Annotated in this window: 22 protein-coding genes; 14 read left to right on the forward strand and 8 right to left on the reverse strand. The window is 56.6% G+C overall.

Going from position 1 to position 25,124, the window contains the following annotated elements:
• Nucleotides 1-23 precede the first annotated feature (23 nt).
• Nucleotides 24-713 carry a M48 family metallopeptidase gene (locus AC13D2_RS17490; protein WP_300499152.1) on the forward strand — a complete coding sequence of 230 codons (690 nt, stop codon included), beginning with the start codon at nucleotides 24-26 and terminating at the stop codon, nucleotides 711-713.
• A gap of 26 nt (nucleotides 714-739) precedes the next feature.
• Here AC13D2_RS17490 and AC13D2_RS17495 read toward each other — a convergent pair whose 3' ends face one another.
• Both AC13D2_RS17495 and AC13D2_RS17500 read right to left on the reverse strand, forming a co-directional pair.
• Nucleotides 740-1,924, reverse strand: a complete 1,185-nt coding sequence (locus AC13D2_RS17495) for a BaiN/RdsA family NAD(P)/FAD-dependent oxidoreductase (RefSeq protein WP_482938949.1) — start codon at nucleotides 1,922-1,924, stop codon at nucleotides 740-742.
• 182 nt (nucleotides 1,925-2,106) lie between these two features.
• Complete coding sequence (locus tag AC13D2_RS17500) at nucleotides 2,107-2,916, reverse strand: PhzF family phenazine biosynthesis protein (RefSeq protein ID WP_482938950.1); 810 nt, start codon at nucleotides 2,914-2,916, stop codon at nucleotides 2,107-2,109.
• 112 nt (nucleotides 2,917-3,028) lie between these two features.
• Here AC13D2_RS17500 and AC13D2_RS17505 point away from each other — a divergent pair, with 112 nt between their 5' ends.
• A complete protein-coding gene (locus AC13D2_RS17505; protein WP_482938951.1) occupies nucleotides 3,029-4,525 on the forward strand; it encodes an aminotransferase-like domain-containing protein in 1,497 nt (498 codons plus the stop codon).
• Between the two features lie 7 nt (nucleotides 4,526-4,532).
• Here AC13D2_RS17505 and AC13D2_RS17510 read toward each other — a convergent pair whose 3' ends face one another.
• Complete coding sequence (locus tag AC13D2_RS17510; RefSeq protein ID WP_007151879.1) at nucleotides 4,533-5,171, reverse strand: response regulator transcription factor; 639 nt, start codon at nucleotides 5,169-5,171, stop codon at nucleotides 4,533-4,535.
• Complete coding sequence (locus AC13D2_RS17515) at nucleotides 5,164-6,669, reverse strand: sensor histidine kinase (protein WP_421910462.1); 1,506 nt, start codon at nucleotides 6,667-6,669, stop codon at nucleotides 5,164-5,166. Before AC13D2_RS17515 ends, AC13D2_RS17510 begins: the two co-directional genes overlap by 8 nt.
• A 146-nt stretch (nucleotides 6,670-6,815) precedes the next feature.
• Here AC13D2_RS17515 and AC13D2_RS17520 point away from each other — a divergent pair, with 146 nt between their 5' ends.
• The 6 genes from AC13D2_RS17520 to AC13D2_RS17545 all read left to right on the forward strand — a co-directional run bounded on the left by AC13D2_RS17520 (nucleotide 6,816) and on the right by AC13D2_RS17545 (nucleotide 13,950).
• Nucleotides 6,816-8,444 carry an acyl-CoA synthetase gene (locus tag AC13D2_RS17520; protein ID WP_421910463.1) on the forward strand — a complete coding sequence of 543 codons (1,629 nt, stop codon included), beginning with the start codon at nucleotides 6,816-6,818 and terminating at the stop codon, nucleotides 8,442-8,444.
• 93 nt (nucleotides 8,445-8,537) lie between these two features.
• On the forward strand, nucleotides 8,538-9,914 hold the full coding sequence (locus AC13D2_RS17525; RefSeq protein WP_420390849.1) for a solute carrier family 23 protein: 1,377 nt from the start codon (nucleotides 8,538-8,540) through the stop codon (nucleotides 9,912-9,914).
• A 250-nt stretch (nucleotides 9,915-10,164) separates the two neighbouring features.
• The gene (locus tag AC13D2_RS17530; RefSeq protein ID WP_420390850.1) at nucleotides 10,165-10,998 is read left to right on the forward strand and encodes a metal-dependent hydrolase; all 834 of its coding nucleotides are present in this window, start codon (nucleotides 10,165-10,167) and stop codon (nucleotides 10,996-10,998) included.
• 112 nt (nucleotides 10,999-11,110) lie between these two features.
• Nucleotides 11,111-12,061 (forward strand): DegV family protein, encoded by a 951-nt coding sequence (locus tag AC13D2_RS17535; RefSeq protein ID WP_292048296.1) that lies wholly within the window; start codon nucleotides 11,111-11,113, stop codon nucleotides 12,059-12,061.
• 157 nt (nucleotides 12,062-12,218) lie between these two features.
• Nucleotides 12,219-13,253, forward strand: coding sequence for a hypothetical protein (locus AC13D2_RS17540; RefSeq protein ID WP_300499172.1), 1,035 nt, complete (start codon nucleotides 12,219-12,221; stop codon nucleotides 13,251-13,253).
• Nucleotides 13,254-13,284: 31 nt separating this feature from the next.
• Nucleotides 13,285-13,950 carry a LysE family translocator gene (locus tag AC13D2_RS17545; protein WP_300499175.1) on the forward strand — a complete coding sequence of 222 codons (666 nt, stop codon included), beginning with the start codon at nucleotides 13,285-13,287 and terminating at the stop codon, nucleotides 13,948-13,950.
• A 69-nt stretch (nucleotides 13,951-14,019) separates the two neighbouring features.
• On the opposite strand, the gene fdxA is transcribed toward AC13D2_RS17545, so the two are convergent.
• Together fdxA and mutS are read right to left on the reverse strand one after the other, a co-directional pair.
• Nucleotides 14,020-14,343, reverse strand: a complete 324-nt coding sequence (gene fdxA, locus AC13D2_RS17550; RefSeq protein ID WP_007151871.1) for a ferredoxin FdxA — start codon at nucleotides 14,341-14,343, stop codon at nucleotides 14,020-14,022.
• Nucleotides 14,344-14,480: 137 nt separating this feature from the next.
• Nucleotides 14,481-17,114 carry a DNA mismatch repair protein MutS gene (mutS, locus tag AC13D2_RS17555; protein WP_300500352.1) on the reverse strand — a complete coding sequence of 878 codons (2,634 nt, stop codon included), beginning with the start codon at nucleotides 17,112-17,114 and terminating at the stop codon, nucleotides 14,481-14,483.
• Nucleotides 17,115-17,196: 82 nt separating this feature from the next.
• Between mutS and AC13D2_RS17560 the strand changes: the two genes are divergently transcribed.
• The 3 genes from AC13D2_RS17560 to AC13D2_RS17570 all read left to right on the forward strand — a co-directional run bounded on the left by AC13D2_RS17560 (nucleotide 17,197) and on the right by AC13D2_RS17570 (nucleotide 19,403).
• The gene (locus AC13D2_RS17560) at nucleotides 17,197-17,697 is read left to right on the forward strand and encodes a CinA family protein (RefSeq protein WP_292048292.1); all 501 of its coding nucleotides are present in this window, start codon (nucleotides 17,197-17,199) and stop codon (nucleotides 17,695-17,697) included.
• Between the two features lie 145 nt (nucleotides 17,698-17,842).
• Nucleotides 17,843-18,895: a recombinase RecA gene (gene recA, locus AC13D2_RS17565; RefSeq protein ID WP_482938952.1), complete on the forward strand. Its 1,053-nt coding sequence runs from the start codon at nucleotides 17,843-17,845 to the stop codon at nucleotides 18,893-18,895.
• Between the two features lie 37 nt (nucleotides 18,896-18,932).
• Entirely contained in the window at nucleotides 18,933-19,403 is a 471-nt protein-coding gene (locus AC13D2_RS17570; protein WP_300498733.1) for a flavodoxin family protein, read from the forward strand.
• Nucleotides 19,404-19,409: 6 nt separating this feature from the next.
• On the opposite strand, the gene AC13D2_RS17575 is transcribed toward AC13D2_RS17570, so the two are convergent.
• Both AC13D2_RS17575 and AC13D2_RS17580 read right to left on the reverse strand, forming a co-directional pair.
• Nucleotides 19,410-19,787, reverse strand: coding sequence for a PilZ domain-containing protein (locus AC13D2_RS17575; protein ID WP_300498731.1), 378 nt, complete (start codon nucleotides 19,785-19,787; stop codon nucleotides 19,410-19,412).
• Nucleotides 19,788-19,964: 177 nt separating this feature from the next.
• Nucleotides 19,965-20,249, reverse strand: a complete 285-nt coding sequence (locus tag AC13D2_RS17580) for a hypothetical protein (protein WP_300498729.1) — start codon at nucleotides 20,247-20,249, stop codon at nucleotides 19,965-19,967.
• A gap of 167 nt (nucleotides 20,250-20,416) precedes the next feature.
• On the opposite strand from AC13D2_RS17580, the gene AC13D2_RS17585 reads away from it, so the two are divergent.
• Genes AC13D2_RS17585 through AC13D2_RS17595 form a run of 3 tightly spaced genes read left to right on the forward strand, consistent with a single transcriptional unit; the run spans nucleotide 20,417 to nucleotide 25,123 of the window.
• Complete coding sequence (locus AC13D2_RS17585) at nucleotides 20,417-22,825, forward strand: Lon protease family protein (RefSeq protein ID WP_300498727.1); 2,409 nt, start codon at nucleotides 20,417-20,419, stop codon at nucleotides 22,823-22,825.
• 36 nt (nucleotides 22,826-22,861) lie between these two features.
• Nucleotides 22,862-23,488 (forward strand): response regulator FixJ, encoded by a 627-nt coding sequence (fixJ, locus tag AC13D2_RS17590; protein ID WP_292048581.1) that lies wholly within the window; start codon nucleotides 22,862-22,864, stop codon nucleotides 23,486-23,488.
• A 45-nt stretch (nucleotides 23,489-23,533) separates the two neighbouring features.
• Nucleotides 23,534-25,123: an ATP-binding response regulator gene (locus tag AC13D2_RS17595; protein ID WP_300498725.1), complete on the forward strand. Its 1,590-nt coding sequence runs from the start codon at nucleotides 23,534-23,536 to the stop codon at nucleotides 25,121-25,123.
• Nucleotide 25,124: the final 1 nt, after the last annotated feature.

A 25,124-nucleotide genomic window follows, 5' to 3' on the forward strand; every position in this document is an offset into this window, starting at 1 on the left:
CAGTGCAATACGGAGAGCAACGCTTGGAATTCCGCTGGCGGTTGCGGGAGGTTGTCGGAAGCAAGGCACGAATTCACGTGTATCCCAATGGTCAGGTAGAAGTGGAAACTCCGAGCGAAGCCACCCTGGCAGAAGCCAAAAAAGCGCTTTTGAAGCGGGCGCGCTGGGTGACTCGTCATTTAAAGGAAATCGAAGAGCGAAGGATGGCCGTGCTCGAGCGCCAGTACGTGAGTGGCGAGACGGTTTTTTATTTGGGCCGCCGGTATACTCTGAAGGTGGTTCCTTCCAGTGAGGCGCAGCACGTGAAAATGCTGCGAGGCCAACTGCGTGTGACAACCAGTGACACGAAGCCGTCGGCAATAAAGGCACGATTGGCTGAGTGGTATCGGGGGCGCGCGAAGGATGTTTTCGCTCGTCGGCTGATGGCTGTGAGCGAACCTCTTCCCTGGGTGGAACAGACTCCGCCCTGGGTGATGCGCGACATGAAAACCCAATGGGGTAGTTGTTCTCCAGCGGGCACGATTCTTCTAAACCCACACCTGGTGAAGACACCAATCCGTTGCATCGACTATGTGGTTCTCCATGAGTTGTGCCACCTAAAAGAGCATAATCATAGCAATGAGTTTTACCGGCTTCTCAAGCGTAATATGCCGGATTGGGAGGCGGTCAAAATGAGGCTGGACGGAATGTCGGAGCTATATCTCAATACCTAGAAAGGAGCATTTCTGACCACGGCTATTCACGCATCATTCCCCGCCGCCACCCCCGACGCCCAGGCCCACTGAAAATTATGGCCACCCAGGTGGCCGGTTACATCCACCACCTCGCCAATAAAGTACAGGTCAGGCCTGTCCAGAACCGCCATGTTTTTGGAGGAAAGCTGGCGGGTGTCCACGCCACCCAGGGTTACTTCGGCCGTTCGATAGCCTTCGGTGCCGGCGGGCTTGATGGTCCATTGGTCCAGGGTTCGGGCCGCCTGTTCTATATCGCTGTTCTTGTAGCCTTGCAGCGGGCCGGCCCAGCCGTGAAGGTCGTTCAGGGCCTGGGCGAAGCGCTTGGGCAGGTGTTGTGCAAGGTATTGGGCCACCGTGGATTGCGGTTTTGATTTCCGCAGGTCGTGCAGGTCCTTTTCTACCGTTGTTGCGGGCAGCATGTTGATGTTCAGGCTGTCGCCTGGACGCCAGAAACTGGAGATCTGCAGCATGGCCGGGCCGCTGAGGCCGCGATGGGTTACGAGCATGGGCTCGCGGAAATGTTCGTTGTTGCAGTGCACGTCCACAGGGCAACTGACGCCGGACAGCGGCGCCAGCTGTTCCTTCAGTTCCGGGTGCAGGGTGAAGGGCACCAGCCCTGCCCGGGTTGGCAGCACGCTAAGTCCAAACTGTTTCGCAATATCATAGCCGAAGCCGGTGGCGCCCATGGTGGGAATGGATAAGCCGCCGCAGGCGACGACGAGGGATTCGCAGGTCAGGGTGCCGCTGTTGGTGTGTAGCTGATAGCCGTGATCGTCACCGCTGATTATTTTAACGCTGGTTTTAAGCCGCACTTCTGCACCTGCCCATTCGCATTCGGTCAGCAGCATGTTGAGGATTTCCTTGCTGCTGTCCTTGCAGAAAAGCTGGCCGGCGGCTTTTTCTTCGTGCTCAATGCCGTGACGTTCCACCATGTCCAGGAAGTGCTGGGGGGTGTAGCGTTTCAAGGCGGAGATGCAGTAGTGGGGATTGTCCGAGAGGAAGTTCGCCGGCGTGCTGTTGAGGTTTGTGAAGTTGCAGCGGCCACCGCCGGACATCAGAATTTTCTTGCCGGGTTTGTTGGCGTGGTCGATAACCAGCACGCGGCGGCCACGGTAGCCCGCTGTTGCTGCGCACATCAGGCCCGCGGCGCCGGCGCCTATGATGATGACGTCGTAGCTTTCAGGTGTCATTCCGTGGAGTTCCGGTGGCGGTTAGGGGCGGTCCACGATACGCGGTAAATACATCCGTGTACGCTCGACAAAAACATCCCTGTTTTTGACGATCCTGAACCGCCCCTAACCGCCACCTTGCCAGACATCGTGCCCATCCGTCCCCGCGAATCAAAGAACGCGATTATACAGCTAAGGCATCTTTAACGCAGGTGTACGCTTCCTTCCATATAAAATGCCGCCTGGCCGGCGATGGCGACTCGGTCGCCCTTAAGTTCACACCTCAGAACACCACCCCTGGCAGATACCTGGTAAGCCAACAGGTGGTTCTTTCCGAGCTTTTCGGCCCAGTAGGGCACCAGAACGCTGTGGATGGAGCCGGTAACCGGATCCTCGTCGATGCCTCCGCCGGGGGCAAAGTAGCGGCTGACAAAGTCGCAGTCGCTACCCGGTGCCGTAAGAATGACCCCCAGGCTGCCGAGCTGCTTCAGCTTGCGGATGTCCGGTTGTGCGGCTTTTACTGCGGCTTCATCTTTCAGAATGACCATGTAGTTGGTGTCGCTGGGGACGAAAAACGACGTCTCAGGGGCGCCATCCAAGGCATCCAGAATCAGGTTGGGCGTTGGGCACTCTTCGAACGCCAGGTTCGGGAAATCCAGTTCCAGCCAGCCGTCGTCCGTCTGCTTTACGCCCAAGGGGCCACTTTTGGACTGGAGGAGTATCTGATTCTTTTCCCGGCCCAGTTTGTTGAAAAGAACCCAGGCGCTGGCGAGGGTGGCGTGGCCACAGAGTGGTACTTCGATGCCTGGGGTGAACCAGCGGATGTGGAAGTCTTCTTCTGTATCGTCGGGAAGGGCAACCAGAAAGGCCGTTTCCGAGAGGTTATTTTCCAGCGCCAGTTTCTGCATGGTGTCGTCTGGCAGCCATTCTTCAAGCGGCATGACAGCCGCGGGGTTGCCGCCGAAAACGTCGTTGGAGAAAGCGTCGACCTGGTAAATCGGTAGTGTTTTCATTCCCTTTCCTTTCGCGAAATTCGATGAGTGATGGCCAGGATCACCATTCTCTGTTTATACAGACAACCATAACAGATTCAGATATCGTTATTTTGGACCGGTACAGGCGTTTTTGTTCGACATCTGTGCTGGTGAGAATCTGTTTGATCTGTACTGCAGTCATTCCGGATTGATCTGGCAGGATGAAGTAATGGGCATTCTCTATAATCAGGTAGCAGACCAGTTACACGCATTGATTCGCGACGGGGTTTATCGCGAAGGGGAGCGGCTGCCCGGTGTTCGGGCGCTCAGCCGACAGTTTGGGGTGAGCGTGTCCACGGTGCTGCAAGCCCACCAGACGCTGGAGGCCCGAGGCTACCTGGAAGCGCGGGAGCGCAGTGGCTATTTTGTGCATCTGCCCCGGCGAGATACGCCAGAACCGGTGATGCAGAAGCACAAGGCCAAGCCGGTGCCGGTGAGTGCCCGCGATATGGCGCTTGATCTCTGTGCCGATGAAGAGAAACACATGGTGCCTTTGGCGGCCGCCGTGCCACATCCCGATTTCCTGCCCGTGCGGCAGATCCAGCATGCCACTCTCTGGGCCGCGCGGCGCGGGCTGGAAACGTTGGATTATGCCTTTCCCGGCAAGATTGAATACCGCCGTCAGGTGGCTCAGCGAATGGCCGCGTTGGGGATTATTACCACGCCCGACGACATTCTTGCCACCAACGGCGCCCAGGAAGCCATAATTCTTGCCCTGCAGGCGGTCACTTCGCCTGGGGATATCGTGGTTGTCGAGTCACCATCATTCCCGGGTATTCTCCAGGCGTTGGATGTGGTCGGGCTTCGGGTGATTGAAGTGCCCACCCATCCTGCAGAGGGGTTGAGCCTTGAGGGCCTGGAGCTGGCACTGGAACAGTGGCCGGTGAAGGCTTGCGTAGTGGTTCCCAATCATAGCAATCCCATGGGAGCGACGATGTCCGACCTTCGCAAGCAGCAAATGGTGCGGATGTTGGAAGTGGCGGGCGTTCCGTTGATTGAGGACGATATCTACGGTGATCTGTACTATGGCGCCGACCGCCCCAGGCCGGCAAAAGTGTTCGACCGCACCGGCAACGTGATTTACTGCAACTCGTTCTCCAAGACCATCTCGCCTGGCTTGCGTCTGGGATGGATGATGCCCGGAAAATATCTGGCCGAAGCACGGCAGCAGAAGTATTTCAGCAACCTGGGTACGGCAAGTGTGCCACAGATTGCCGTGGCGCATTTCCTGGAGCAGGGCGGGTACGATCGTTATCTGCGTTCTGCCCGGCAACGCTATCGCGAGGCCACCGACCGTATGCGTGCGGCTGTAGGGCGTTCGTTCCCTGAAGGTACGGCCGTCAGCCGCCCCCAGGGTGGTTTCGTCTTGTGGGTGCAGCTTCCGGGCATAGTCTCAGGCACTGAGGTGTTTCGCCGGGCGCGGGAGGAGAATATCAACGTGGCCCCGGGCCTGATGTTCTCCACCACCGACAAGTACGATAATTGTCTGCGGCTGAACGGCGCCAATCCCTGGAGTGAGCGGGTTGAACAGGCCGTTGCCCGGCTTGGCGCCATTGCAACCGCTGTTGCCGCTGAATCCCGAGACTGACTCGGATCTATTTTTTGCGCAGGTTCGTTGGGTCCAGCAGACCGATGGCAACTGCAATACCTGTGACGTCCGGTACGCGTTCCACGCCCAGCCGTTTCATTACACGGGCCCTGTACAGGTCAATCGTCTTGATGCCAATATCCAGTTGTTCCGCTATTTCCCTGCTGGTGTAGCCTTGTGCGAGTGGTATGAATACATCCTTTTCCCGGCGGGTGAGTGAAGTGATCAGGGCGTCGGTGTGTTGATCTCCTCGTTGCTGCCTGCTTGTTTTCTGGTGTTCCTGCAGCGCCTGCTGGATGCTGTCGAGCAGCAACTGTTCGTTAAATGGTTTCTCGATGAAATCGAAAGCACCGGACTTAAAAGCGCGGACTACGATGGGCACATCCGCATGGCCTGAAACGAAGATAATAGGCAGCTGCGAGCCTCGTTTCTGCAATTCCTCCTGGACGTTCAGGCCTCCCAGTCCGGGCATGCGTATGTCGAGGACCACACAGCCGGTTTCCTCCGGGTTCACGGCGTTAAGGAACTGGCGGCCATCGGCGTAAGGCCGCACCTGTAAACCAACGGATTCCAGTAGCCACTGGGTGGATTCCAGCATGCCGGCATCGTCGTCTACTACATAAACGGTATGGGGGAATTCACTCATCCTGATCTGTCTCCCTTAGGTTGCCGGATTCACTGTCAGTGCAAAGAGGGGGAGGGAAGCGGCATATCAGTGTCAGGCCGCCACCTTCGGCCGGTTGTGCGTCCAGAAAGCCGCCATACCCCTCAATAATGGAGCGGCTCATGGAAAGCCCAAGGCCAAGTCCTTGAGGTTTGCTGGTATAGAAAGGCGTGAACATGTGTCGCATGCCTTCCTCGTCAAGGCCCGCTCCGTGGTCAGTCACCTTGATCAGGGTCTCCTGTATCGGTGTTACGCAGGTTTCAATCTTAATGTGAGATGGGGCGCTGTTATCCTGCCGGGCTTCGGTATTGGCGTCGATACCGTTGCGAATCAGGTTGATCAACACCTGCTCGAGTAAGACCGGGTCGGCAGTGAGTACAGGGTTGAGCGGCGTCAGGTTCTCCTGGATGACGACGTTATGCTTGTCGGCATCCCATTGGCACAGTCGCTTGACGTTGGTTACCGCATCATTGATGTTAACCGGCGCGGTGCGTTGCTGCCCCTTGCGTAGAAAGGCCCGCAGTCGCTTGATGACTTCCGAAGCGCGGTTGGCATGATGGGTTATTCGCTGCAAACCATCGTCCACCCGCTCAAGGCATTCCGGGTTCTCCTGAGCCAGTTTCAGATAGCGCTGGCTTGCACTGGCAAAGTTAACGATAGACGCCAGTGGCTGGTTCATCTCGTGGGCGATACTGGATGCCAGTTCGCCCAGTGTCGCCAGGCGAGCAGTATGGGCGAGTTCTTCAGCCAGGCGGCGGTTGTTTTCTTCTGATTTTACCCTTGCGGTAATGTCTCGCGAGACGCTGACGACTTCGATCACTGCTCCGGTGTAGGTTTCCCTGATCGCCCGGCTGGCAATTTCAAACCATCGCCTGCTGCCATCCCTGTGAGTGATCTCAATGGTCATGGTGGCGTAGCCTTCGTCCCGAAGCCGGTTACGGGCTTCTTCCACTTCGGCGCTGAAGGCATTGCTTCGGAACACCTCTTCAAGAGGTTTCCCCCTCAGCTCCTCAGGCCAGTACCCCAACAGCCTCCAGGATGCCGGGGTGGCATCAATGAACCGGCCGTCCGGTGCATGTCGGGAAATAAGGTCTGTGGTGTTTTCGGTAATCAATCGGTAAAGCCGGCTGGATCGGGTTGCCTCATCCAGTTTCCGGATGTTGTCGGTGACATCCCGTCCCCGCGCCAGAACCTGGCGAGAGTTCTGGTCGGGGATGAAAGTCCATGACAGGGTGGCCGAATGCTGACGACTCTCCACGCCTTCAATTGCACGCCCCTGGGTAAAACAGGCATTGATCAGAGCTGAGAAATTGACTGGTAGCAGTCTGATCGGGTTGTCGGTTCCGGTCTCTGCACACAGATCTTTCGCTGCCTGATTCAGGCCTAGCAGCTGGCCGTCGGAATCGAGTATGAGCCCCGCTTCAGGGTCGGAACTTGGGAGTTGGAAGGTTGTAATAGTGCTTCCCTGGTTATTTTTCATTTTAATATGGTAGATATACTATAATACATTGGTGTAATTTCTAGTAGTGTTGCTATAAAATAGTATCTCGATACCAGATATTGTAGCCCTTTCAGTGGATTTCTTTAATACACCATAAGAATAATGACGCTTACAGGACCATAACAATGACATCAATTTTTGATCAGGGCCTCGAGCCAGTCGGCGCCAATCACTCTGTCCTTTCCCCCATCGACTTTATTGAGCGCACCGCCAGTGTGTACCCGGACTATCCGGCAGTCATACACGGAGCCATTCGCTATACCTGGGGACAGACTTATGAACGGTGTCGCCGACTGGCCTCTGCGCTTTCCAGCAGGGGCATCGGCCGTGGCGACACGGTGGCGGCGATGCTGCCCAATATTCCGGCGATGGTGGAGTGTCACTTTGGCGTTCCGATGATTGGGGCGGTGCTCAACACTCTTAACGTGCGACTGGATGCAGAGGCCATTGCTTTTATGCTGGAGCACGCTGAGGCCAAAGTGGTGGTGGCGGATCGAGAGTTCGGTGGTGTGGTTCGCGATGCAGTCAGTCGTCTGGACTCAAAGCCATTGGTCATTGACGTTGACGACCCCGAATACGGTGAGGGTATCCAGATGAGCGATCTGGATTACGAAGCGTTCCTTCAGGAAGGCGACCCGGAGTTCCAGTGGAACCTGCCCGAAAACGAATGGGATGCAATTTCACTGAACTATACATCAGGCACCACCGGCAACCCGAAAGGTGTGGTTTACCACCATCGTGGCGCTTATCTGAACAGTCTTGGCAATCAGGCCGTGTGGTCAATGGGCCAGCACCCCGTCTACCTGTGGACGCTTCCCATGTTCCACTGCAACGGCTGGTGTTTTCCCTGGACCGTTACAGCGATGGCAGGCACCCATGTGTGCCTGAGGCGGGTGGATCCGGAGAAAATCCTTCAGCTGATTCGCGATCATCAGGTTACTCACATGTGCGGTGCGCCAATTGTGCTCAATGCGCTGTTGAATGTGCCAGAGTCTGCAAAAGCCGGAATTGATCACGAGGTGAAGGCGATGACAGCCGGTGCAGCTCCTCCTGCACAGGTTATCGGTGCCATTGAGGAAATGGGGATTGCTATTACCCATGTATACGGTCTCACCGAGGTATACGGCCCGGTGACAGTGTGTGCGTGGAAATCCGAGTGGGATGAGAAAACGCTGGATGAGCGGGCCACGATCAAAGCACGCCAGGGCGTTCGTTATCACACGCTGGCAGGCACGATGGTGGGTGATCCCAGCACCATGGAGCCGGTACCCAAAGACGGTAAAACCATTGGCGAGATCTTCCTGCGCGGTAATACCGTAATGAAGGGCTATCTGAAGAACCCCAAGGCCACTGAGGAAGCCTTCCGCGGCGGTTGGTTCCACACCGGCGATCTGGCTGTGTGGCACGAGGACGGTTATATGGAGATCAAGGATCGTCTGAAGGACATCATCATTTCGGGTGGCGAGAATATTTCCACAATTGAGGTGGAAGACACTCTGTATCGCCATCCGGCGGTATTGGAGGCAGCGGTGGTTGCGCGGCCAGACGCCAAATGGGGCGAGACCCCTTGTGCGTTTATCACCCTGAAGCCGGAAGCCAGCGAAGTGAGCGAGGAAGATCTGATCGACTTCTGTCGTGAACGATTGGCTCGCTTCAAGGTACCCAAGACGATCGTATTTACTGACCTGCCAAAAACCTCAACCGGCAAGATCCAGAAATTCGTGCTGCGAGACCAGGCAAAAGAACTGGATTGATCTGGTGCTGTTATAACCCGGCGACCGGGTCTGGAAACCGTTAACCAAAAAAACAACATCAGGTGTGGAGGATTCCGCACCAGGAGACTTTTTATGCAAGTTTACCACCGTAGAAACGGGGAAGAGCAGCCATATTGGCCGGCTGGCCCCTTCAAGATTCGACTGCCGTTTGTTCACTACCGTTGGGAGTTTGCCGAAATGGTGCAAGCGCTGATCATGTTTGTGGTCAGTCTTGCGATGATTCCGCTTCTGGAGAAATACCTCGGTGTGCCCTACGACGTTGCGCTTGCCTACGTGGTGATCTGCGGCATCGGTTTCATGTTGCCAGCGCTACTCGGTGTTCCACTGATACCGGGCTGGATTACTCCGGGCATCCCTGTAGTGCTGCTCTTCCTGGGTGACTACGAGCCGGGTCCGGAAGCAATTCAAGCGTTGTTTGCGCTGCAGTTCCTGGTATTCATTATTTTCCTGGTGCTGGGGATTACCCGCTTGGGTAGCAAGCTGGTGGAGCTGATTCCCCGTTCCATGAAAGGCGGCATTATTATTGGTGCCGGTATTGCTGCGCTGATGGGAGAGATTGAAGCCGGTGGACGGCTTGCGGAAACCCCTATCTCCTTGATAGTAGGTGGTCTGGTTTGCCTGTACCTGATGTTTTCGGTGTCCTTCAAAGGCTTCGTCGACACCAGCCATCTTGCCCGTAAAATCGCGAACTACGGCATGGTTCCGGGGATGGTTGTTGCCATTCTGGTGGGCTTTGCCACCGGTGAGTATGCCGTTCCAAATGTGGAGTGGGGAATCACCAAGCCGGCGTTTGACGAGCTCTGGAACTACTTGCCGTTTACGGTTGGGTTTCCGGATGCCGAAGTGTTCATGTATGCGATTCCGACAGCAGTGATTGCCTATGTCATTGCCTTTGGCGATATCGTGGTTGGCCAGTCATTGATGAATCGGGTAGACCACCTGCGAAAGGATGAGGATATCGACAACAGCATTGACCGGGCCCACCTGGTGACGGCCATTCGTAACGGCGGTCACGCATTCTTTGCGCCTTATCCTGGTCTTGCCGGCCCCATCTGGACTGCGGTTACCGCTACCATGGCTGAGCGCTATAAATACGGCCGCAACGCGATGGATTCTATCTACAGCGGCGGCGGTACGTTCTGGATCACTGGCTTCATCGCGTTATTTGTTCTGCCGTTGGTAAGCTTTTTTCAGCCGGTATTGCCGATTGCGTTGTCCCTGACCCTGCTACTGACCGGTTACATCTGCCTGATGGTTGGCCTTGAACAACTGGAGAACAACACCGAGCGCGGTATCGCCGGCACCATGGGCGTGGTTCTGGCAGTTTACGGTGCGGGCTGGGGCCTGGCCACTGGAGCGGTTCTGTATTTCCTGATTGAGCGAACCAAACTGCTCGGATTCACAGCCGACCCGGAAGCGCCGGGCGTTAAAGCCGCGGAAGAGCATTAAACCGACGGCCTCTAGGCAGTTTCACAGCACTATACCCTTATGTGTCCTTGGAGGCATTGGCTTAGCCATGCCTCCTTTTTTGTTTTTTGACAACCTGTCATTTCGTGACAATCTGTCCAATTTTTTGGGTTGCCACCTTCCTTCCGTGTTGAATTCGGGTTTAAACTGAAGTCTCTGATCAATTTTCGTACTCGGCATTGCCGCTGTACGGTGAATGCCGCTCCATAATCACAATAAACCGGAGGCAGTCATGACCATCAGTTCCACTCCCGAAGGCGTTTCGGTTACACCCCGACACCTTCATTTCGATATCGCCGACGACCTCAAAACCTTGTGGCACGGCAATGACGCGTTCCGCACGGCGTTTTTCAACGCACTCTCGCTCCAGTTCCCCGATGGTGAGCAGCAGTTTATCAATGCCGTTCGTCTTTACCGGGACAAGGTGGACGACCCCAAACTGAAGGAAGAGATTCGCGGCTTCATTGGCCAGGAAGCGCTACATAGCCGGGAACACAAGCACTACAATGAAGCGTTGAAGGCTCGTGGGTACAACATCGATGCCATTGATGAGCGATTCCGCCGGCACATGGCATGGGTGGGCAAGCTGCCGCCCAGTCGACAGCTGGCCGGAACTTGCGGAGCAGAGCATTATACGGCGGTGCTGGCAAATGCCATTCTCCGTCATCCGGAATGGATGGAAGGGGCCACACCGGACATGGAAAAGCTGTGGCGCTGGCACGCCATCGAGGAGACGGAGCACAAGTCGGTGGCTTTCGACGTCTATCGACACTGCGTTGGCAATGAGCGTCTTCGCCGGGTTGTATTCCTGTTTGTGACCTGGAACTTCTTCAAGTACACCTTCCTGAACACCTGCAGCCTGCTGAAAACCGACGGCAAGTTATGGAACATGGGTACCTGGATAGGTGGTATTAACTTTCTATGGGGTAAACCGGGGGTATTGCGCAAGTGCATGCCGGACTTCCTTGCCTATTTCCGCAAGGGATTTCATCCGTGGCAACAGGATAACCGTGAACTGATCGAGAAAAACCTCAATGAACTCGAACTGAAGCCATCAGCTCGCTAGCAAGGTGCTGAAATGTTGATTGCTTTGTGTAAGACTGGGCGCTGCGAATAACAATGAGAATAAAATGAAGGGAAGCGACCGGCTGGAATAGCTTCCCATAGCTGGAGGCCCCATGCGCGTTGGTCTTATCGTTGATTCTGCATGTGATCTGCCCTATGAGTTCAGTCGCAAGCACGATCTGTTTGTGCTACCTGTCACCGCCGTTATTGATGGTCAGACCTACATCGACGAGCACGATCCGGTCAGGACCCAGGAATTCTATCAGAGCGGCCTGTTGCAGAAGGGCCATCACGCCGAAACCCACGCCTTCTCCGCCGAACAGATCCACGACCTGTTCATGGAGAAAATTGTCACTGAATTTGACATCGCCATCTGTGAGACGGTGACCCGCTCTCGCAGCCTGATTTTCCAGAACGCCACGGAAGCCATGAACAGTGTGATGGGGCACTACCATGAGGCCCGTCACGCCGCAGGGCGTGAGGGCAAGTTCGCCATGCGGGTGATCGACAGCAAGCAGATCTTTGCCGGCCAGGGGCTGCTGGCGGCCCACACCCTTCGCCTGATTGAGCAGAAGCTTTCGAAAAACGCCTTACGCAATGAAGTCGACACGTTTACCGACAAAATCTATACCTGCGTGATCCCCCGGGATTTACACTACATTCGCGAGCGTGCAAGACGGCGCGGCGACAAGAGCGTGTCGGCCCTGGTGGCGTTTCTCGGTAAGGCACTGAATATCACCCCGGTCATTTTTGGTCAGGGCGCTGAAGGGCAACCCGCTGCCAAAACCCGGAGTTTTGACATGGCAGTGGAAAAAGTGATGAATTACGCCACCGCGAGGGTCGAGGCAGGTCTGTTGACGCCTTATGTCAGCCTTTCCTGCGGACTGACCTGGACAGAAATCGAGGATCTTCCTGGTTTGAACCGCCTGCGTGACGCCTGCGAGAAAAACGGTGTTGAGCTGTTGCTCTCCCAGATGGGCATTACCAGCAGCATTTACATCGGCCCCGGCAGTCTGTGCCTGGCGCTGGCCGCGGAACCCCACGAATTCAGCGACTTCCAGTAGCCGGGAATACCGGGCGTTCACGAAGCGCCTCCCGCTTCTTGGCCCGCTCGCACACCAATGGCTGTATCTGCGGCGAACGCAGCCGGTCGGGCTTCGTGTTAGCCTCGTGTCGTTTTGATTCCAGAAGCCCAATTCCAGACAGCACCGGACCCTGATTATGACCAAAGGTAAAACAGATCTCGCCAATGCCTTGCTCGAGCAACACGTAAAACACGAACTGGCGTCCCTGAAAGGGGCCAAGTTGCGGCGTTTTCTCGAAACCGAAGTAGATGAGCTGTTTGACTATGCCGGGTCCATCACTCTGAACCGGCTGACTTCGGCGGAACAGGTCATGGGTGTGATCCAGCGCGTTGTGATCAACATGGAACTGGATGCCGGCATACCGGAACTGGCGGCCGAAATGGCCACGGAAGTATTGAACGCACCGGTCCAGCGCACGTCCCGGTTGCGGGATATCATCACCCGGGAGCAGGCCACCGGGTTTCTGGAAGAAGCCCTTGAGCTTCGTCAGCAACGCGAGCGGGTGATCAGCGAAATCATGGCTCACCCTGTTTACCAGGAGCTGGTTTCCAATGTGGTGTATCAGGGTGTGGTGAATTATCTCTATGAAGACAACCTGATCACCAAGAGCGTTCCCGGTGTCGGCTCGATGATGAAGTTTGGCAAACGCATGGCGAACAGGGCGGTGCCAGGCCTGGACGAAACGTTCGAACGTCGTTTCAAGGCCTGGCTGGCGGACAGTCTGCCGGGGCTGATCAGCCGGAGCGAACAGTTCCTGAACAAAGCGCTGTCGGACGAGGAACTGCGTGACAGTGTGATGGCGGCGTGGGTCTCCCTGGAAGATCGCACCATCGAGGAGCTGCATGAGGGCCTGGGAGATGTGCAGCTGCAGGAGTTTGTGGTGCTGGGATACGAGTTCTGGCTGCAATTCCGCCAGACCAAATATTTCGAGGGCTGCACCAGGGCGGTAGTGGAGCATCTGTTCACCCTTTATGGCGACAGACCGGTGATTGAGCTGCTGGGCACCGTTGGGGTTGATCGGGATGTGGTCATGGCGGAGGTGGATGCCTACGCACTTCCTGTGATAGACGTGCTGCGGGAGGAGGGTTATCTTGAAGCCTTGATCCGTCGTCGTCTTGCGTCATTCTATAAGTCGGCCGCGGCGAAAAAACTTTTGCAGCAGGAGAACTGAGCACTCCTGCGTTCGCGTGGGATGTTTAGCAATGCTGGTACCAATGGAGCTGTTCTGGGCCTATCTGGTGGCTATCTCGTTACTGACTATTACGCCGGGGGTGGATACCCTGCTGGTTATGCGGAACGCCGGGCGGGGTGGATTGAATCACGGTTTGCGGGACGGCTGTGTCACCAGTGTGGGTATCTGCTGTGGGTTGTTTATCCACGCCACCCTGTCCGCTCTGGGTATTTCGGTGTTGCTGGTGGAGACGGCCTGGGCGTTTACCGCAGTCAAATGGGCAGGTGCCTGCTACCTGATATGGCTGGGGCTGAGTTCGCTGCGTCAGGCCATGGCCCGCACGCCCGCAAACGCTGATGGGGCGTCGATATCCAACGCCGAGCACGCATTGGTGAAGCCGGTATCAACCTGGGTGGCGTTTCATGAAGGCCTGCTGTCCAACGTGCTGAACCCGAAAACGGCGCTGTTCTATATGGCGTTGCTCCCCCAGTTTATTGATCCTGCCGGGAACGCATTCCAGCAATCGCTGTTCCTTGCGGCGGTTCATTTTGTGCTGGCGATGGCCTGGCAATGTGGGCTGGCGCTGGTGGTGGTCAAATCCCGCGGACTTGGCGTGGGGCAGGGTGTAAAGCGCATGCTGAACGCGTTGACTGGCGGTTTCTTCGTGGCTATCGGGGCCAAACTGGCGACACAGTAAAGTGGTGATGTATGAAAAAGGGGAGCCGAGGCTCCCCTTTTTTTGATCGCAATGCGCCGAAAGCTGCTATTACTTTTCGAGGTACTGCAGCTTGTCTGGCTTGCCATCCCACTCTTCGGCCTCTGGCAGCGGGTCTTTCTTCTCGGTGATGTTAGGCCACTTGCCAGCCAGGTCGGCGTTGAGTTCCACAAACTGGACCTGATCCGCAGGCAGCTCGTCTTCCGAGAAAATCGCCTCAGCAGGGCACTCCGGCTCACACAGGGCGCAATCGATGCACTCGTCCGGATCGATTACCAGAAAGTTCGGGCCTTCGTAGAAGCAGTCAACCGGGCATACTTCCACGCAGTCCGTGTATTTGCACTTGATGCAGTTATCAGTAACGACAAACGTCATAGTCAGTTTCCTGGTCCAGTAGTCAATCTCATCAGTGTAATAATAATTGCGCGATATTGTATTGAGCGGCCTGCCCTGTCGCAAGCGCTGAGACGTACTATCGTTATTACACAGATCAATTCTGCCGCTGGGTTCCGCTATTTCCCCAGCAGTTCTTTCAATTCGTATAGTCGGTTCAGGGCATCCCTCGGGGTTAGTCCATCCACATCCAGGTCAGCAAGGCATTCTTCCACTTTGCTGGGCTCCAGGCTGGCGAACATGTCTGCCTGCATAACCGGCTCGCTAACACGGGCGGAGCGCGGCTGTTTTTCAGGCTCAGCCGGTGCCATGGCGGTATGATCGGCTGCCGGCCTTGTAGGCGCGGCACCGCCTTCAAGGTGGGACAACTGCTCCCTGGCATTGCGAATCACGTCCTGAGGCACGCCTGCCAGTTTTGCGACCTGCAAACCATAACTCTGGCTGGCCGGGCCGTCATGAACGTTGTGCAGGAACACAATGGTGTCGTCGTGCTCCGTGGCAGTCAGGTGAACGTTGACGGCGTGCTCAAGATCGTCGGCCAGTTGCGTAAGCTCGAAATAGTGAGTGGCAAACAGGGTATAGCAGCGAATGTGTTTGGCCAGGTGTTCCGCTGTCGCCCAGGCCAGGGACAGGCCGTCGAAGGTGCTGGTGCCGCGACCCACCTCGTCCATCAGCACCAGGCTGTATTCCGTGGCGTTGTGGAGGATATTGGCGGTCTCAGTCATTTCCACCATAAAGGTTGAGCGGCCGCCGGCGATGTCGTCTGAAGACCCCATGCGGGTGAAAATCCGATCCAGTGGCCCGATGACCACGCGGTTGGCGGGCACATAGCTTCCGGTGTAAGCCAGCAGGGCAATCAGTGCTGCCTGCCGCATGTACGTGGACTTACCGCCCATGTTGGGGCCGGTGATCACCAGCATGCGCCGTTGCTGGTCCATCAGCAGATCATTGGGCACGTAGGGATCGCTTAACAGCTGTTCCACCACCGGGTGGCGGCCTTCTTCGATATCGAAGCCGGGCGTGTCGCTGAATTCCGGGGCATTGAAGCGCAGGCTGGTGGCCCGCTCGGCAAAGTTGCTGAGCACATCCAGCTCAGCCAGGGCCTGGGCAGCGTCCTGCAGGGGTGCCAGTTCGGCGGCGACGGTTTCCAGTACCTCGTCGTACAGGGCTTTCTCCCGTGCCAGCGAGCGGCTCTTGGCGCTCAAGGCCTTGTCTTCGAATTCTTTCAGTTCCGGGGTGATAAAGCGTTCGGCGTTTTTCAGAGTCTGGCGGCGGATATAATCTACTGGTGCCTGCCCGGATTGCGTGCGGGTGATTTCTATGTAGTATCCATGCACCCGGTTGTAACCGACTTTCAGCGTGCTGATCCCGGTGCGCTCACGCTCACGAGTCTCAACGTCCAGCAGGAACTGACCAGCGTTCTCGCTGATGTTGCGCAACTCGTCCAGTTCGTCGTCAAAACCCTCGCGAATAACGCCGCCATCCCGGATGACCACCGGCGGGTTGTCGATGATGGCCCGTTCCAGCAAGTCGGACAATTCGGGGTACTCGCTGATGATTGTGGCGAGTCTGACGACATGGTGGGAACTGACCGGTGTCAGAGCGTTCTGTAAATCCGGCAGACTTAGAAAGGCATCCCGCAGCCGTGCCAGATCCCTCGGGCGCGCTGAACGCAGCGCTACACGGGCCAGAATCCGTTCGATATCACCGATGCTTTTCAGCAGGTCGTGAACCGGCTCGTAGTGAAAGCCGTCCAGAAGCGCTGAAACCGCCTGCTGGCGTTGTTCCACCACGGTAATGTCCCGCAAGGGACGGTTAAGCCATCGTCTTAATTGGCGACCTCCCATGGCGGTTGCTGTCCGGTCCATCACCCAGGCCAGGGTGTGCTGGGTGCCACCCATCAGGTTGGTGTCAATCTCCAGGTTACGGCGACTGGTGGCGTCCAGGATGACCGCTTCCTCGCGCCGTTCGCGGCTGAGTTTGCGAATGTGGGGCAGGGCGGTGCGCTGGGTTTCTTTGGCGTACTGCAACAGGCAACCGGCGGCGCAGATGGCCAGCGTGAGGTCTTCGCAGCCAAAGCCGGTCAGATCACGGACCTGCAGCTGTTGGGTAATAACGCGGCGGGCGGTGTCGGACTCAAACAGCCATGGGCCCTGGCGGCGGATACCGGTATAGCCGTTCAGTATGTCCTGATATGGGAAGTCCTCGCTGATCAGGATCTCCGCTGGTCGCAGGCGCTGGAGTTCCCCCTGCAGGCCCTCGAGATCGTCCAGTTCAGACACGGTAAACCGTCCGCTGGAGATGTCGAGGGAGGCGAAACCGAACTGCTCCCGGTGGCTGAAGATCGCGACCAGAAGGTTGTCCCGGCGGTCTTCCAGGAACGCGTCGTCGCTCAGCGTGCCCGGTGTCACAATGCGCACCACTTTGCGCTCCACCGGCCCCTTGCTGGTCGCCGGGTCGCCAATCTGTTCGCAAATGGCGATGGATTGACCAGCACGAACCAGACGTGCAATGTAGCCTTCAGCGGAATGATATGGAATGCCCGCCATGGGAATCGGATTGCCCCCGGACTGCCCCCGGGCCGTCAGAGTGATATCCATCAGTTCGGCGGCTTTCTTGGCATCCTCGTAGAACAGCTCGTAAAAGTCCCCCATGCGGTAGAACACCAGTTCATTGGGGTGTTCGCCCTTGATCTTGAGGTATTGCCTCATCATCGGGGTGTGGTGGGACAGATCGGTCTGGGCTGCTGACATGAACGGTTCCGGATCCATTGGCTTTATGTGGAGGCAGGGATTGTAAGAAAATAACCGCCATGATGAAACGAAGGAGATCAATATGCCACTGACTGACGAGGCATTGGCGGAAGCGGGCACGCAATTGGCTGATGTGTTGAAGCAACGCGAGCTCACGATTGCCACCGCCGAAAGCTGCACTGGCGGCTGGGTTGCCAAGGTGTTGACGGATCGCGCGGGCTCTTCTTCCTACGTTCTGGCGGGACTCGTGACCTACAGCAACGATGCAAAAAGGGGGCTGCTGGGTGTAACCGAGCTATCCCTCGGCGAGCACGGCGCCGTCAGCGAACCGGTGGTGCGGGAAATGGTTGCTGGTGCCCTGGCGACCACGGGTGCGGATGTGGCTGTTGCGATCAGTGGCGTGGCTGGCCCTGGTGGTGGCAGTGACGACAAGCCGGTAGGCACGGTGTGGTTTGCCTGGGGGCGTTCTGCGGCTGACACCGAAGCGGTGGTTGAACAGTTTCAGGGCGACCGTGATCAGGTTCGGCGCCAGGCGGTTCTTTATGTGTTACAGGGAGTTAGGAGCTTTCTGGAGAAGGCCTGAGACGGAGGGGTTGGTCTTGCCTCCGTGTTGTGTTTTAATACTGTTCAAATATACAGGAGTCCGGTTATCCGGGTTCCGCAGTCCATGATTTTGGCCGCCGGGCTCCCGTCCCGATAACGGCATTGGCGACAGAGGGTTTGCAACGATGGAAGACAACCGCAAGAAAGCACTGGGTGCAGCACTGAGCCAGATCGAACGCCAGTTCGGCAAGGGCGCCGTCATGAAGATGGGCGATCAGCCCAGGGAAGCGATCCCTGCGGTATCCACCGGCTCCCTGGGCCTGGATGTGGCATTGGGAATAGGCGGCCTGCCTTATGGTCGTATCTGTGAGATCTATGGCCCGGAAAGCTCCGGTAAAACCACGCTGACCCTGCAGGTAATTGCCGAGGCCCAGAAGGCTGGAAAAACCTGTGCGTTCGTGGATGCAGAGCATGCCCTGGACCCGGTCTATGCCGAAAAACTGGGTGTGAACGTGGATGAGCTCCTTGTGTCCCAGCCGGACACCGGTGAGCAGGCGCTGGAAATCTCTGACATGCTGGTGCGTTCCAACGCCGTTGACGTCATCATTGTGGACTCCGTAGCAGCACTTACGCCCAAGGCCGAAATTGAAGGCGAGATGGGGGACAGCCATGTTGGTCTCCAGGCTCGCTTGATGTCCCAGGCGCTGCGTAAGCTGACCGGTAATGTAAAACACGCCAACTGTCTGTTGATCTTCATCAACCAGATCCGCATGAAAATTGGTGTGATGTTCGGCAGCCCCGAAACCACCACCGGTGGCAACGCCCTGAAGTTCTACTCATCCGTTCGCCTCGACATTCGCCGCATCGGTGCCGTTAAAGAAGGCGATGAAGTGGTGGGCAACGAAACCCGCGTGAAAGTGGTCAAGAACAAGGTTTCCCCACCGTTCAAGCAGGCCGAGTTCCAGATTATGTACGGCAAGGGCATCTACCACATGGCTGAAGTGCTCGATATGGGCGTGAAGGAAGGCTTCGTGGACAAGTCCGGCGCCTGGTACGCCTACAAGGGCGACAAGATCGGCCAGGGCAAGGCCAATGCCTGCAAGTTCCTGGAAGAGAATCTGGAAATTGCCAATGAGGTTGAAGCAGCCGTGCGTGAAAAGCTGATGCCCAAGCCGGCCAAGAAAGAGGCAGCCGAAGCCGAAGAGGCAACTGCAGACGCGAATGGTGAGCTTCTTTAAGTTCTGTGGTTAGTTCCCGCTCTATCGGGGAGGTGGTATGGATGCGAAGAAAAAGTTGCTGGTTGTCGCCCATGCACCTTCCCGGAATACCCTCAAGCTCCGGGAGGCGGTAGAGCAGGGCGCAAAGCACGAAGACATCGAGAATGTCGAGGTCACGGTGCTCCCTCCGCTGGAAGCCGGCCCGGAAGATGTTTTGGCTTGCGATGCCATTATCCTTGGTACCACTGAAAACCTCGGCTACATGAGTGGTGCTTTGAAGGATTTCTTTGATCGCAGTTACTACCCCTGCCTTGAGAAAACCCAGGGTTTGCCCTTCACCTTCTATATCCGCGCGGGCCTCGACGGCACCGGCACCCATCGTGCCATCAATTCCATCACCACGGGTCTGCGTTGGCGGCTGGTGCAGGAGCCATTGCTCTGTCATGGCGAATATAAGGGCGAATTCGAGGACCAGTGCCGGGAACTGGGACTTTATATGGCCGCCGGCCTGGATGCAGGGTTGTTCTAGGAAGGTTTAGCTGGCGTAGCGGTTGTACAGGCCTTCAATGCGGGAAAGGGCGTTGTCAACGGCCCTTGAATACCCCTTTTTGTCGAAACAGTAGCTGAACTGGATGCTTACCCGGTAACCGGTCTGATAGGGCTGGCAGCTGATCACTTGGGCGGCGACACGGGATTCGCGGATGTACTTGCCAGCAAAGTCCATATAAAGGTGAGCGCCAGACTCCACTGGCCTTGGGCAAAGCACCGCCATGCCATAACGATTCAGGTCCAGGCAGGTGACAGCGGTTGAATTCTTCCCCCGACCAAAAAAGCCACGCTCCTGCAGCTGTACCTTCAGGCACATGGCAGGGTAGCGGTCCTTGATTCTGCGGTCTGCGGAATCACTCATCATACGTTGGCATCCGTTGCGTATCTTGTGATTGTTATTGGCCCGTTCTTTCGTCGGGACGTTGAAGTCTAGTACCCGAGAGGGTGGCTGAAAAATGACCAGGCCAAGAACTGTGACCGGGTTATCAAAATGGGGTCGCAGTGTGCAGACATCAGAATTATGCCCCTGATGACAACGCATTCAGGCTTGGGTGCTGACCAGCCGCCCCCTGCGGTCCTCGGTGGGTGCGGCCTTGCCGGTTTTCGGGTTCAGTAATCGTGGGCTGCGCCTGGACCGTTTCTTGCGGCGGTCTGGCCCTTCAAAGGCCACCTGCGCCCGGCGTCGGTCTGGTTGTACACGTCGGTCGCCCTGCGGCTTTTCCGGCGTCGATGACGCCTGTTGTAGTTGCGGTGCGGTAAAGGTTTTGCGTTTCCGCAGTGACTCCAGCACCGTCAACGGCTGCGACTGATTCCGATAAATATCCATTGAATGAGTGTCCTGCCCTGAGATTGAGGCCTCTGTCATTATGCCCGATTGATCAATTTATCGACAAGTTGGGCTAAATCTTTAGCGAGAGCGCGACAGGGAGAGCCCCAGATTCTACAATGAGCGGCCAATACCAAAATGCTTTCATACCGTTACAGGACCGAACCTTGAAGTCACTGTCCCTGAATCAGCTCTACAAAGCCTGTGTTTTAAAAGATCTACCGTTCAAGACCACGCGACAGCTCGAGCCGTTGGCGGAAATTGTCGGCCAGAACCGAGCCCAGGCGGCGGTGCGCTTTGCCCTGGCCATGCCCCATGGTGGTTACAACGTCTATGCCGTGGGACGTAACGGGTTAGGCAAGCGCACAATGATGCTCCGTTACCTGGAGCATCATGTGGACACTGAGAACCAGAGCCACGACTGGTGTTATGTCGCCAACTTCGAGGAGCCGCGAATTCCCCGGGTCCTTCAGTTGCCGGCCGGTAAAGGCACCGAGCTCAAACAGGATATGGAAAAGCTGATGGGGCGTCTGATGAAGATGATCCCCCAGACGTTCGACAGCGACAGTTTCCTTGAACGTGCTGAACAGCTGAAGAATGGGTACGCCAAGAAGCAGGAAGACGAGCTGGAGAAGGTGGCAGCTCAGGCCAAGCGAAAGAAGGTCAGCCTGAATATTACGACGCCCGGTGGCTATCGACTGGTGGCGATGAATGGCGAGGAGCCCCATACCGCTGAATCCTTCCAGGCACTGACCGAAGCGCAACGGGACAAGTTTGAAAACGACATCAACAAACTTGAGAAGAAGCTGCGTCAGGCACTGCGCAAACTGGCGGATTGGGAGCAGGAATACGCCGAAAGCCAGCAGGCGCTCAACGAGGAGACTCTGGAAAGCATCTCCGGCCACCAGATTGACGAGTTGATCGAGAAGTACGGGGAACTGCCGGACGTGGTTTCGTATTTCGAGGAAGTTCGCAAGGACCTGTCCGAGAGCCTGGAAATCTTTCTGGAAGACAATGAAGAGCAGGCGGCGATCGCCTACGCGTCGTTGGATAAGAAAATGCCCCGGCGCTATCTGGTCAATGTGCTGGTCCACCAGAAAACCGATGAAGTGCCGGTTGTGGTGGAGGACAATCCGACCTACCACAACCTGTTTGGCTATGTTGAGAGTGTGACCTTCAAGGGCTCGGTGTTTACCGACTTCTCGCTCATACGTCCTGGCAGTATTCACCGTGCCAACGGTGGATATCTGCTAATGGATGCGATCAAGGTGCTTGAGCAGCCATTTGTCTGGGACGGGCTGAAGCGTGCCCTGCGGTCCAAGTCCATCCAGATCAACTCGCTGGAACGCGAGCTGACCCTGTCAGGCACGATTTCATTGGAACCCGAAGCGATTCCGCTGGACGTAAAAATCGTGCTGTTCGGCGATCGGGAAACCTGGATGCTGTTGCAGGAATACGACCCCGAGTTTGCCGAGCTGTTCCGGGTAACGGCAGACTTCGAGAACGAGATGATGCGTACGGACGAGAGCCAGCTCTTGTACGCCAAGTTCATCGCCAGCCTGGTGAATGAGAAGAAGCTACTGCACTGCAGTAACAAAGCCGTGGCTCGTGTGATTGAACACAGTTCGCGTATGGCGGAACACCAGGATCGGCTGTCTCTGCATGCGGCGGATATCGCCAATCTGCTGAGAGAGTCCGACTACTGGGCGAGGCAGGCGGGGGCAAAGCTGATCCAGAACTCCCATGTGGATCAGGCGTTGGAGAGCGCCCGCTACCGCAGCAGTCGTATTCGGGATCAGTTCTACGACTCCATCCGTGATGGCACCACACTGGTGTCCACAACGGGGACCTGCATTGGACAAGTGAACGCGCTTTCGGTGCTGTCCACCGGCGGTTTTGAATTTGGTTTGTCCAATCGCATCACCGCGACCTGCTATTATGGAGATGGCGGTGTGATGGATATCGAGCGGGACGTCAAGCTTGGCGGTAATATTCATTCCAAAGGGGTGATGATTCTCAGTTCCTGGCTGTCCTCCCATTTCGCCGTTACCGATCCCATGCACCTTTCAGCCAGTCTGACCTTCGAGCAGAACTACGGGGAAGTGGATGGCGACAGCGCCTCGCTAGCGGAATTGTGTGCCCTGGTATCTGCGTTGTCGGGGCTGCCGGTGAGGCAGGACCTGGCGATCACTGGGTCGGTGAACCAGTTCGGAGAGGTCCAACCCATTGGTGGCGTTAACGAGAAGGTTGAAGGCTACTTCAGCACTTGCAGGCTGACCGGGGAGCTTACTGGTACCCAGGGGGTGATCGTGCCCTCCACCAACGTCCAGAACCTGATGCTTGAACAGGAGGTTGTTCAGGCCGTTCGCAACGGACAGTTTGCCGTGCATTCGGTTAGCCGTGCTGAGGAGGCGATTACGCTATTGCTCGGTAAACCGGCAGGTAAGGCTGACGACAAAGGTAGGTACCCTAAGCAGAGCGTTTTTGGCATTATCCAGCAACGTCTGGAAAAAATGCGCGAGCATGAGCGCCAGGAGCATGCCCGGGACGACCATAAAGATCCGTCGATTCACTGAGAGCCACGGCGGACATTGAAAGGAGAGACAAGGCACATGACTGATACCCAGCAAACGGTCTACGTAGTTGAGGACGATGAGGCGGTTCGTGATTCCCTGGAACTGCTGCTGAAATCCGATGGCAAGCCGGTCAAGACCTATGACAATGCCAACGCATTTCTCAAGGATTACTCCGAAACAATGGCCGGCTGCATCGTACTGGATATCCGCATGCCGGGCATGGATGGTATGGAGCTCCAGAAGAAACTGAATGAAAAGCACTCCATCCTGCCAATTATCTTCGTCACGGGGCACGGCGATGTTCCCATGGCCGTGGATGCCATGAAAGAGGGGGCTGTCGATTTTATCCAGAAACCTTACCGGGAAGAGGCCCTGCTCCAGAAAATCGAGGCCGCCCTGGAGCAGGACAAGGAGCAGCGCAAAACCCTCGGTGAGAAGCAGGAAATCCTGCGCCGCGTGAAAAGCCTGACGCCCCGGGAGCATGAAATCATGGACCGGATGATTGCAGGGCAGGCGAACAAGGTCATTGCCATTGAACTGGAGATCAGTCAGCGTACCGTTGAAATCCACCGGTCGAGGGTGATGCACAAAATGGGCACGCATTCACTGGCACACCTGGTCCGTATGGTTCTGTCCGTAAAGGACCTTATCGACGCGCGCTGATTTGGCCGGCATCATGCATTTATCATCGTAACCGGCCGTACTTCTATGACAGATGCTGTCCTTGAGACAACAGACGTAACGGTTCTGCTCGTTGACGACAACCCGCAGAACCTCAAGGTTCTCTATGAGACCCTGAAAGACAAGGGTTATCGCCTTCTCATTGCCAACGATGGTGAAAAAGCGCTGGACCTTGCCCACCGCCATCAGCCGGAAGTGATCCTTCTGGACATCATGATGCCGGAACTCGACGGCTATCAGGTGTGTGAGCGCCTAAAGGCAGACCCCGTTACGTCAGACAGCGCTGTGGTGTTTCTATCCGCACTGGATGACCTGCAAGCGAAAGTCCGGGGGTTCGCCCTCGGAGGTGCAGACTACATTTCCAAGCCTTTTCAGGCTCAGGAGGTGATTGCCCGGGTGAAAACCCACGCCAGGGTAATCCGCCTTGAACGGGCACTTCAGGCCCGTAACCGCCAGCTTGAAAACGATCAGGCCCGCATACTCAATTCCATCAGCGAAGGTATTTATGGTCTCGACGCCAGGGGTACCATCGTGTTCGCCAATCCGGCGGCGGCGCTGATCATGCGTAGACCTGTTGAAGAGCTGATTGGTCAGGGTTTTTTCGATCTCCATTTCCGCACTGCCGGCCACGGATGTGAGTCGCTTCCGGTCTATGCCACCTGCACCAGGGGTGTCGCAGAAAATCAGCGCGATATCGAGATGTTACGTGCCGATGGTTCACCGTTTCCGGTGGAGTATCGAGCGACACCGAAACTGGATGGTGATGAACTGCATGGGGCGGTGGTGGTCTTCCGTGACATAACTGCGGAACTTGAAAGTGAACTCGCCCTGGACGACGCACGGCACATGGTTCAGGAACAGCGTGAGCAACTGGCTCACTTCTCCCGCCTGACCACCATGGGGGAGATGGCGGCCGGTGTGGCGCATGAGGTTAATCAGCCGTTGACGGCCATCACCAACTACGCCCGCGTTGCCAAGCGCGTATTGGCCAAGGAAGCGCCGGATCACGAGTTGCTCGAGGAAACGCTGGAGAAGATCGAAGCCCAGTCACACCGCGCCAGTGAGGTGATTCGCCGTATCCGGCGGTTTATGAAGAAGCCGGCTGCCGGAAAGGATGTGTTGTCGATTGCGGCACTGTTGGAAGATACCCGCCAGTTCGCAGAAGTGGATATCCGCAACAATGAGGGCGGTGTGGAAATCTCGGTGGCCGACAACGTGCCGGATGTCATAGCGGACCCGATTCAGGTACAACAGGTTGCGTTGAACCTGATTCGTAACGCCCTGGAGTCTACCCGCAGCGCTCAGTCGGTAAAGCCCGTCGAAGTGACCGTGGCGATGTCAGGTACGGGTTGTGTCCGTGTGGCGGTAACCGATCATGGCGTAGGTTTGCAGGACGATGCGGAAGAAAAGCTGTTCCTGCCGTTCTACACCACCAAGGAAGAAGGCATGGGGATTGGCTTGCCCATGTGTCGATCCCTGATTCAGGCCCAAGGCGGTGATATCGGGTTTGAGAGGCCCGGGCATGGTGGCGCCTGTTTCTTCTTTACCTTGCCGGCTGCTGGGGCCGTGGGCTCGCCCTGTACGTCCACTGCCGGCTCCGGAGAGCCGACAGAATAAC

This window comes from Marinobacter sp. B-12 (genome assembly GCF_056857915.1).

What these genes read in the sequence shown, in the direction of transcription:
- AC13D2_RS17510 (WP_007151879.1), bottom strand. Translation starts at nt 5,171, where the DNA reads ATGAGTGAATTCCCCCATACCGTTTATGTAGTAGACGACGATGCCGGC.
- AC13D2_RS17545 (WP_300499175.1), top strand. Translation starts at nt 13,285, where the DNA reads ATGCTGGTACCAATGGAGCTGTTCTGGGCCTATCTGGTGGCTATCTCG.
- AC13D2_RS17595 (WP_300498725.1), top strand. Translation starts at nt 23,534, where the DNA reads ATGACAGATGCTGTCCTTGAGACAACAGACGTAACGGTTCTGCTCGTT.
- fixJ (WP_292048581.1), top strand. Translation starts at nt 22,862, where the DNA reads ATGACTGATACCCAGCAAACGGTCTACGTAGTTGAGGACGATGAGGCG.
- AC13D2_RS17570 (WP_300498733.1), top strand. Translation starts at nt 18,933, where the DNA reads ATGGATGCGAAGAAAAAGTTGCTGGTTGTCGCCCATGCACCTTCCCGG.
- AC13D2_RS17575 (WP_300498731.1), bottom strand. Translation starts at nt 19,787, where the DNA reads ATGATGAGTGATTCCGCAGACCGCAGAATCAAGGACCGCTACCCTGCC.
- AC13D2_RS17525 (WP_420390849.1), top strand. Translation starts at nt 8,538, where the DNA reads ATGCAAGTTTACCACCGTAGAAACGGGGAAGAGCAGCCATATTGGCCG.
- AC13D2_RS17515 (WP_421910462.1), bottom strand. Translation starts at nt 6,669, where the DNA reads ATGAAAAATAACCAGGGAAGCACTATTACAACCTTCCAACTCCCAAGT.
- AC13D2_RS17530 (WP_420390850.1), top strand. Translation starts at nt 10,165, where the DNA reads ATGACCATCAGTTCCACTCCCGAAGGCGTTTCGGTTACACCCCGACAC.
- mutS (WP_300500352.1), bottom strand. Translation starts at nt 17,114, where the DNA reads ATGTCAGCAGCCCAGACCGATCTGTCCCACCACACCCCGATGATGAGG.
- recA (WP_482938952.1), top strand. Translation starts at nt 17,843, where the DNA reads ATGGAAGACAACCGCAAGAAAGCACTGGGTGCAGCACTGAGCCAGATC.
- AC13D2_RS17580 (WP_300498729.1), bottom strand. Translation starts at nt 20,249, where the DNA reads ATGGATATTTATCGGAATCAGTCGCAGCCGTTGACGGTGCTGGAGTCA.
- fdxA (WP_007151871.1), bottom strand. Translation starts at nt 14,343, where the DNA reads ATGACGTTTGTCGTTACTGATAACTGCATCAAGTGCAAATACACGGAC.
- AC13D2_RS17535 (WP_292048296.1), top strand. Translation starts at nt 11,111, where the DNA reads ATGCGCGTTGGTCTTATCGTTGATTCTGCATGTGATCTGCCCTATGAG.
- AC13D2_RS17560 (WP_292048292.1), top strand. Translation starts at nt 17,197, where the DNA reads ATGCCACTGACTGACGAGGCATTGGCGGAAGCGGGCACGCAATTGGCT.
- AC13D2_RS17520 (WP_421910463.1), top strand. Translation starts at nt 6,816, where the DNA reads ATGACATCAATTTTTGATCAGGGCCTCGAGCCAGTCGGCGCCAATCAC.
- AC13D2_RS17540 (WP_300499172.1), top strand. Translation starts at nt 12,219, where the DNA reads ATGACCAAAGGTAAAACAGATCTCGCCAATGCCTTGCTCGAGCAACAC.
- AC13D2_RS17495 (WP_482938949.1), bottom strand. Translation starts at nt 1,924, where the DNA reads ATGACACCTGAAAGCTACGACGTCATCATCATAGGCGCCGGCGCCGCG.
- AC13D2_RS17500 (WP_482938950.1), bottom strand. Translation starts at nt 2,916, where the DNA reads ATGAAAACACTACCGATTTACCAGGTCGACGCTTTCTCCAACGACGTT.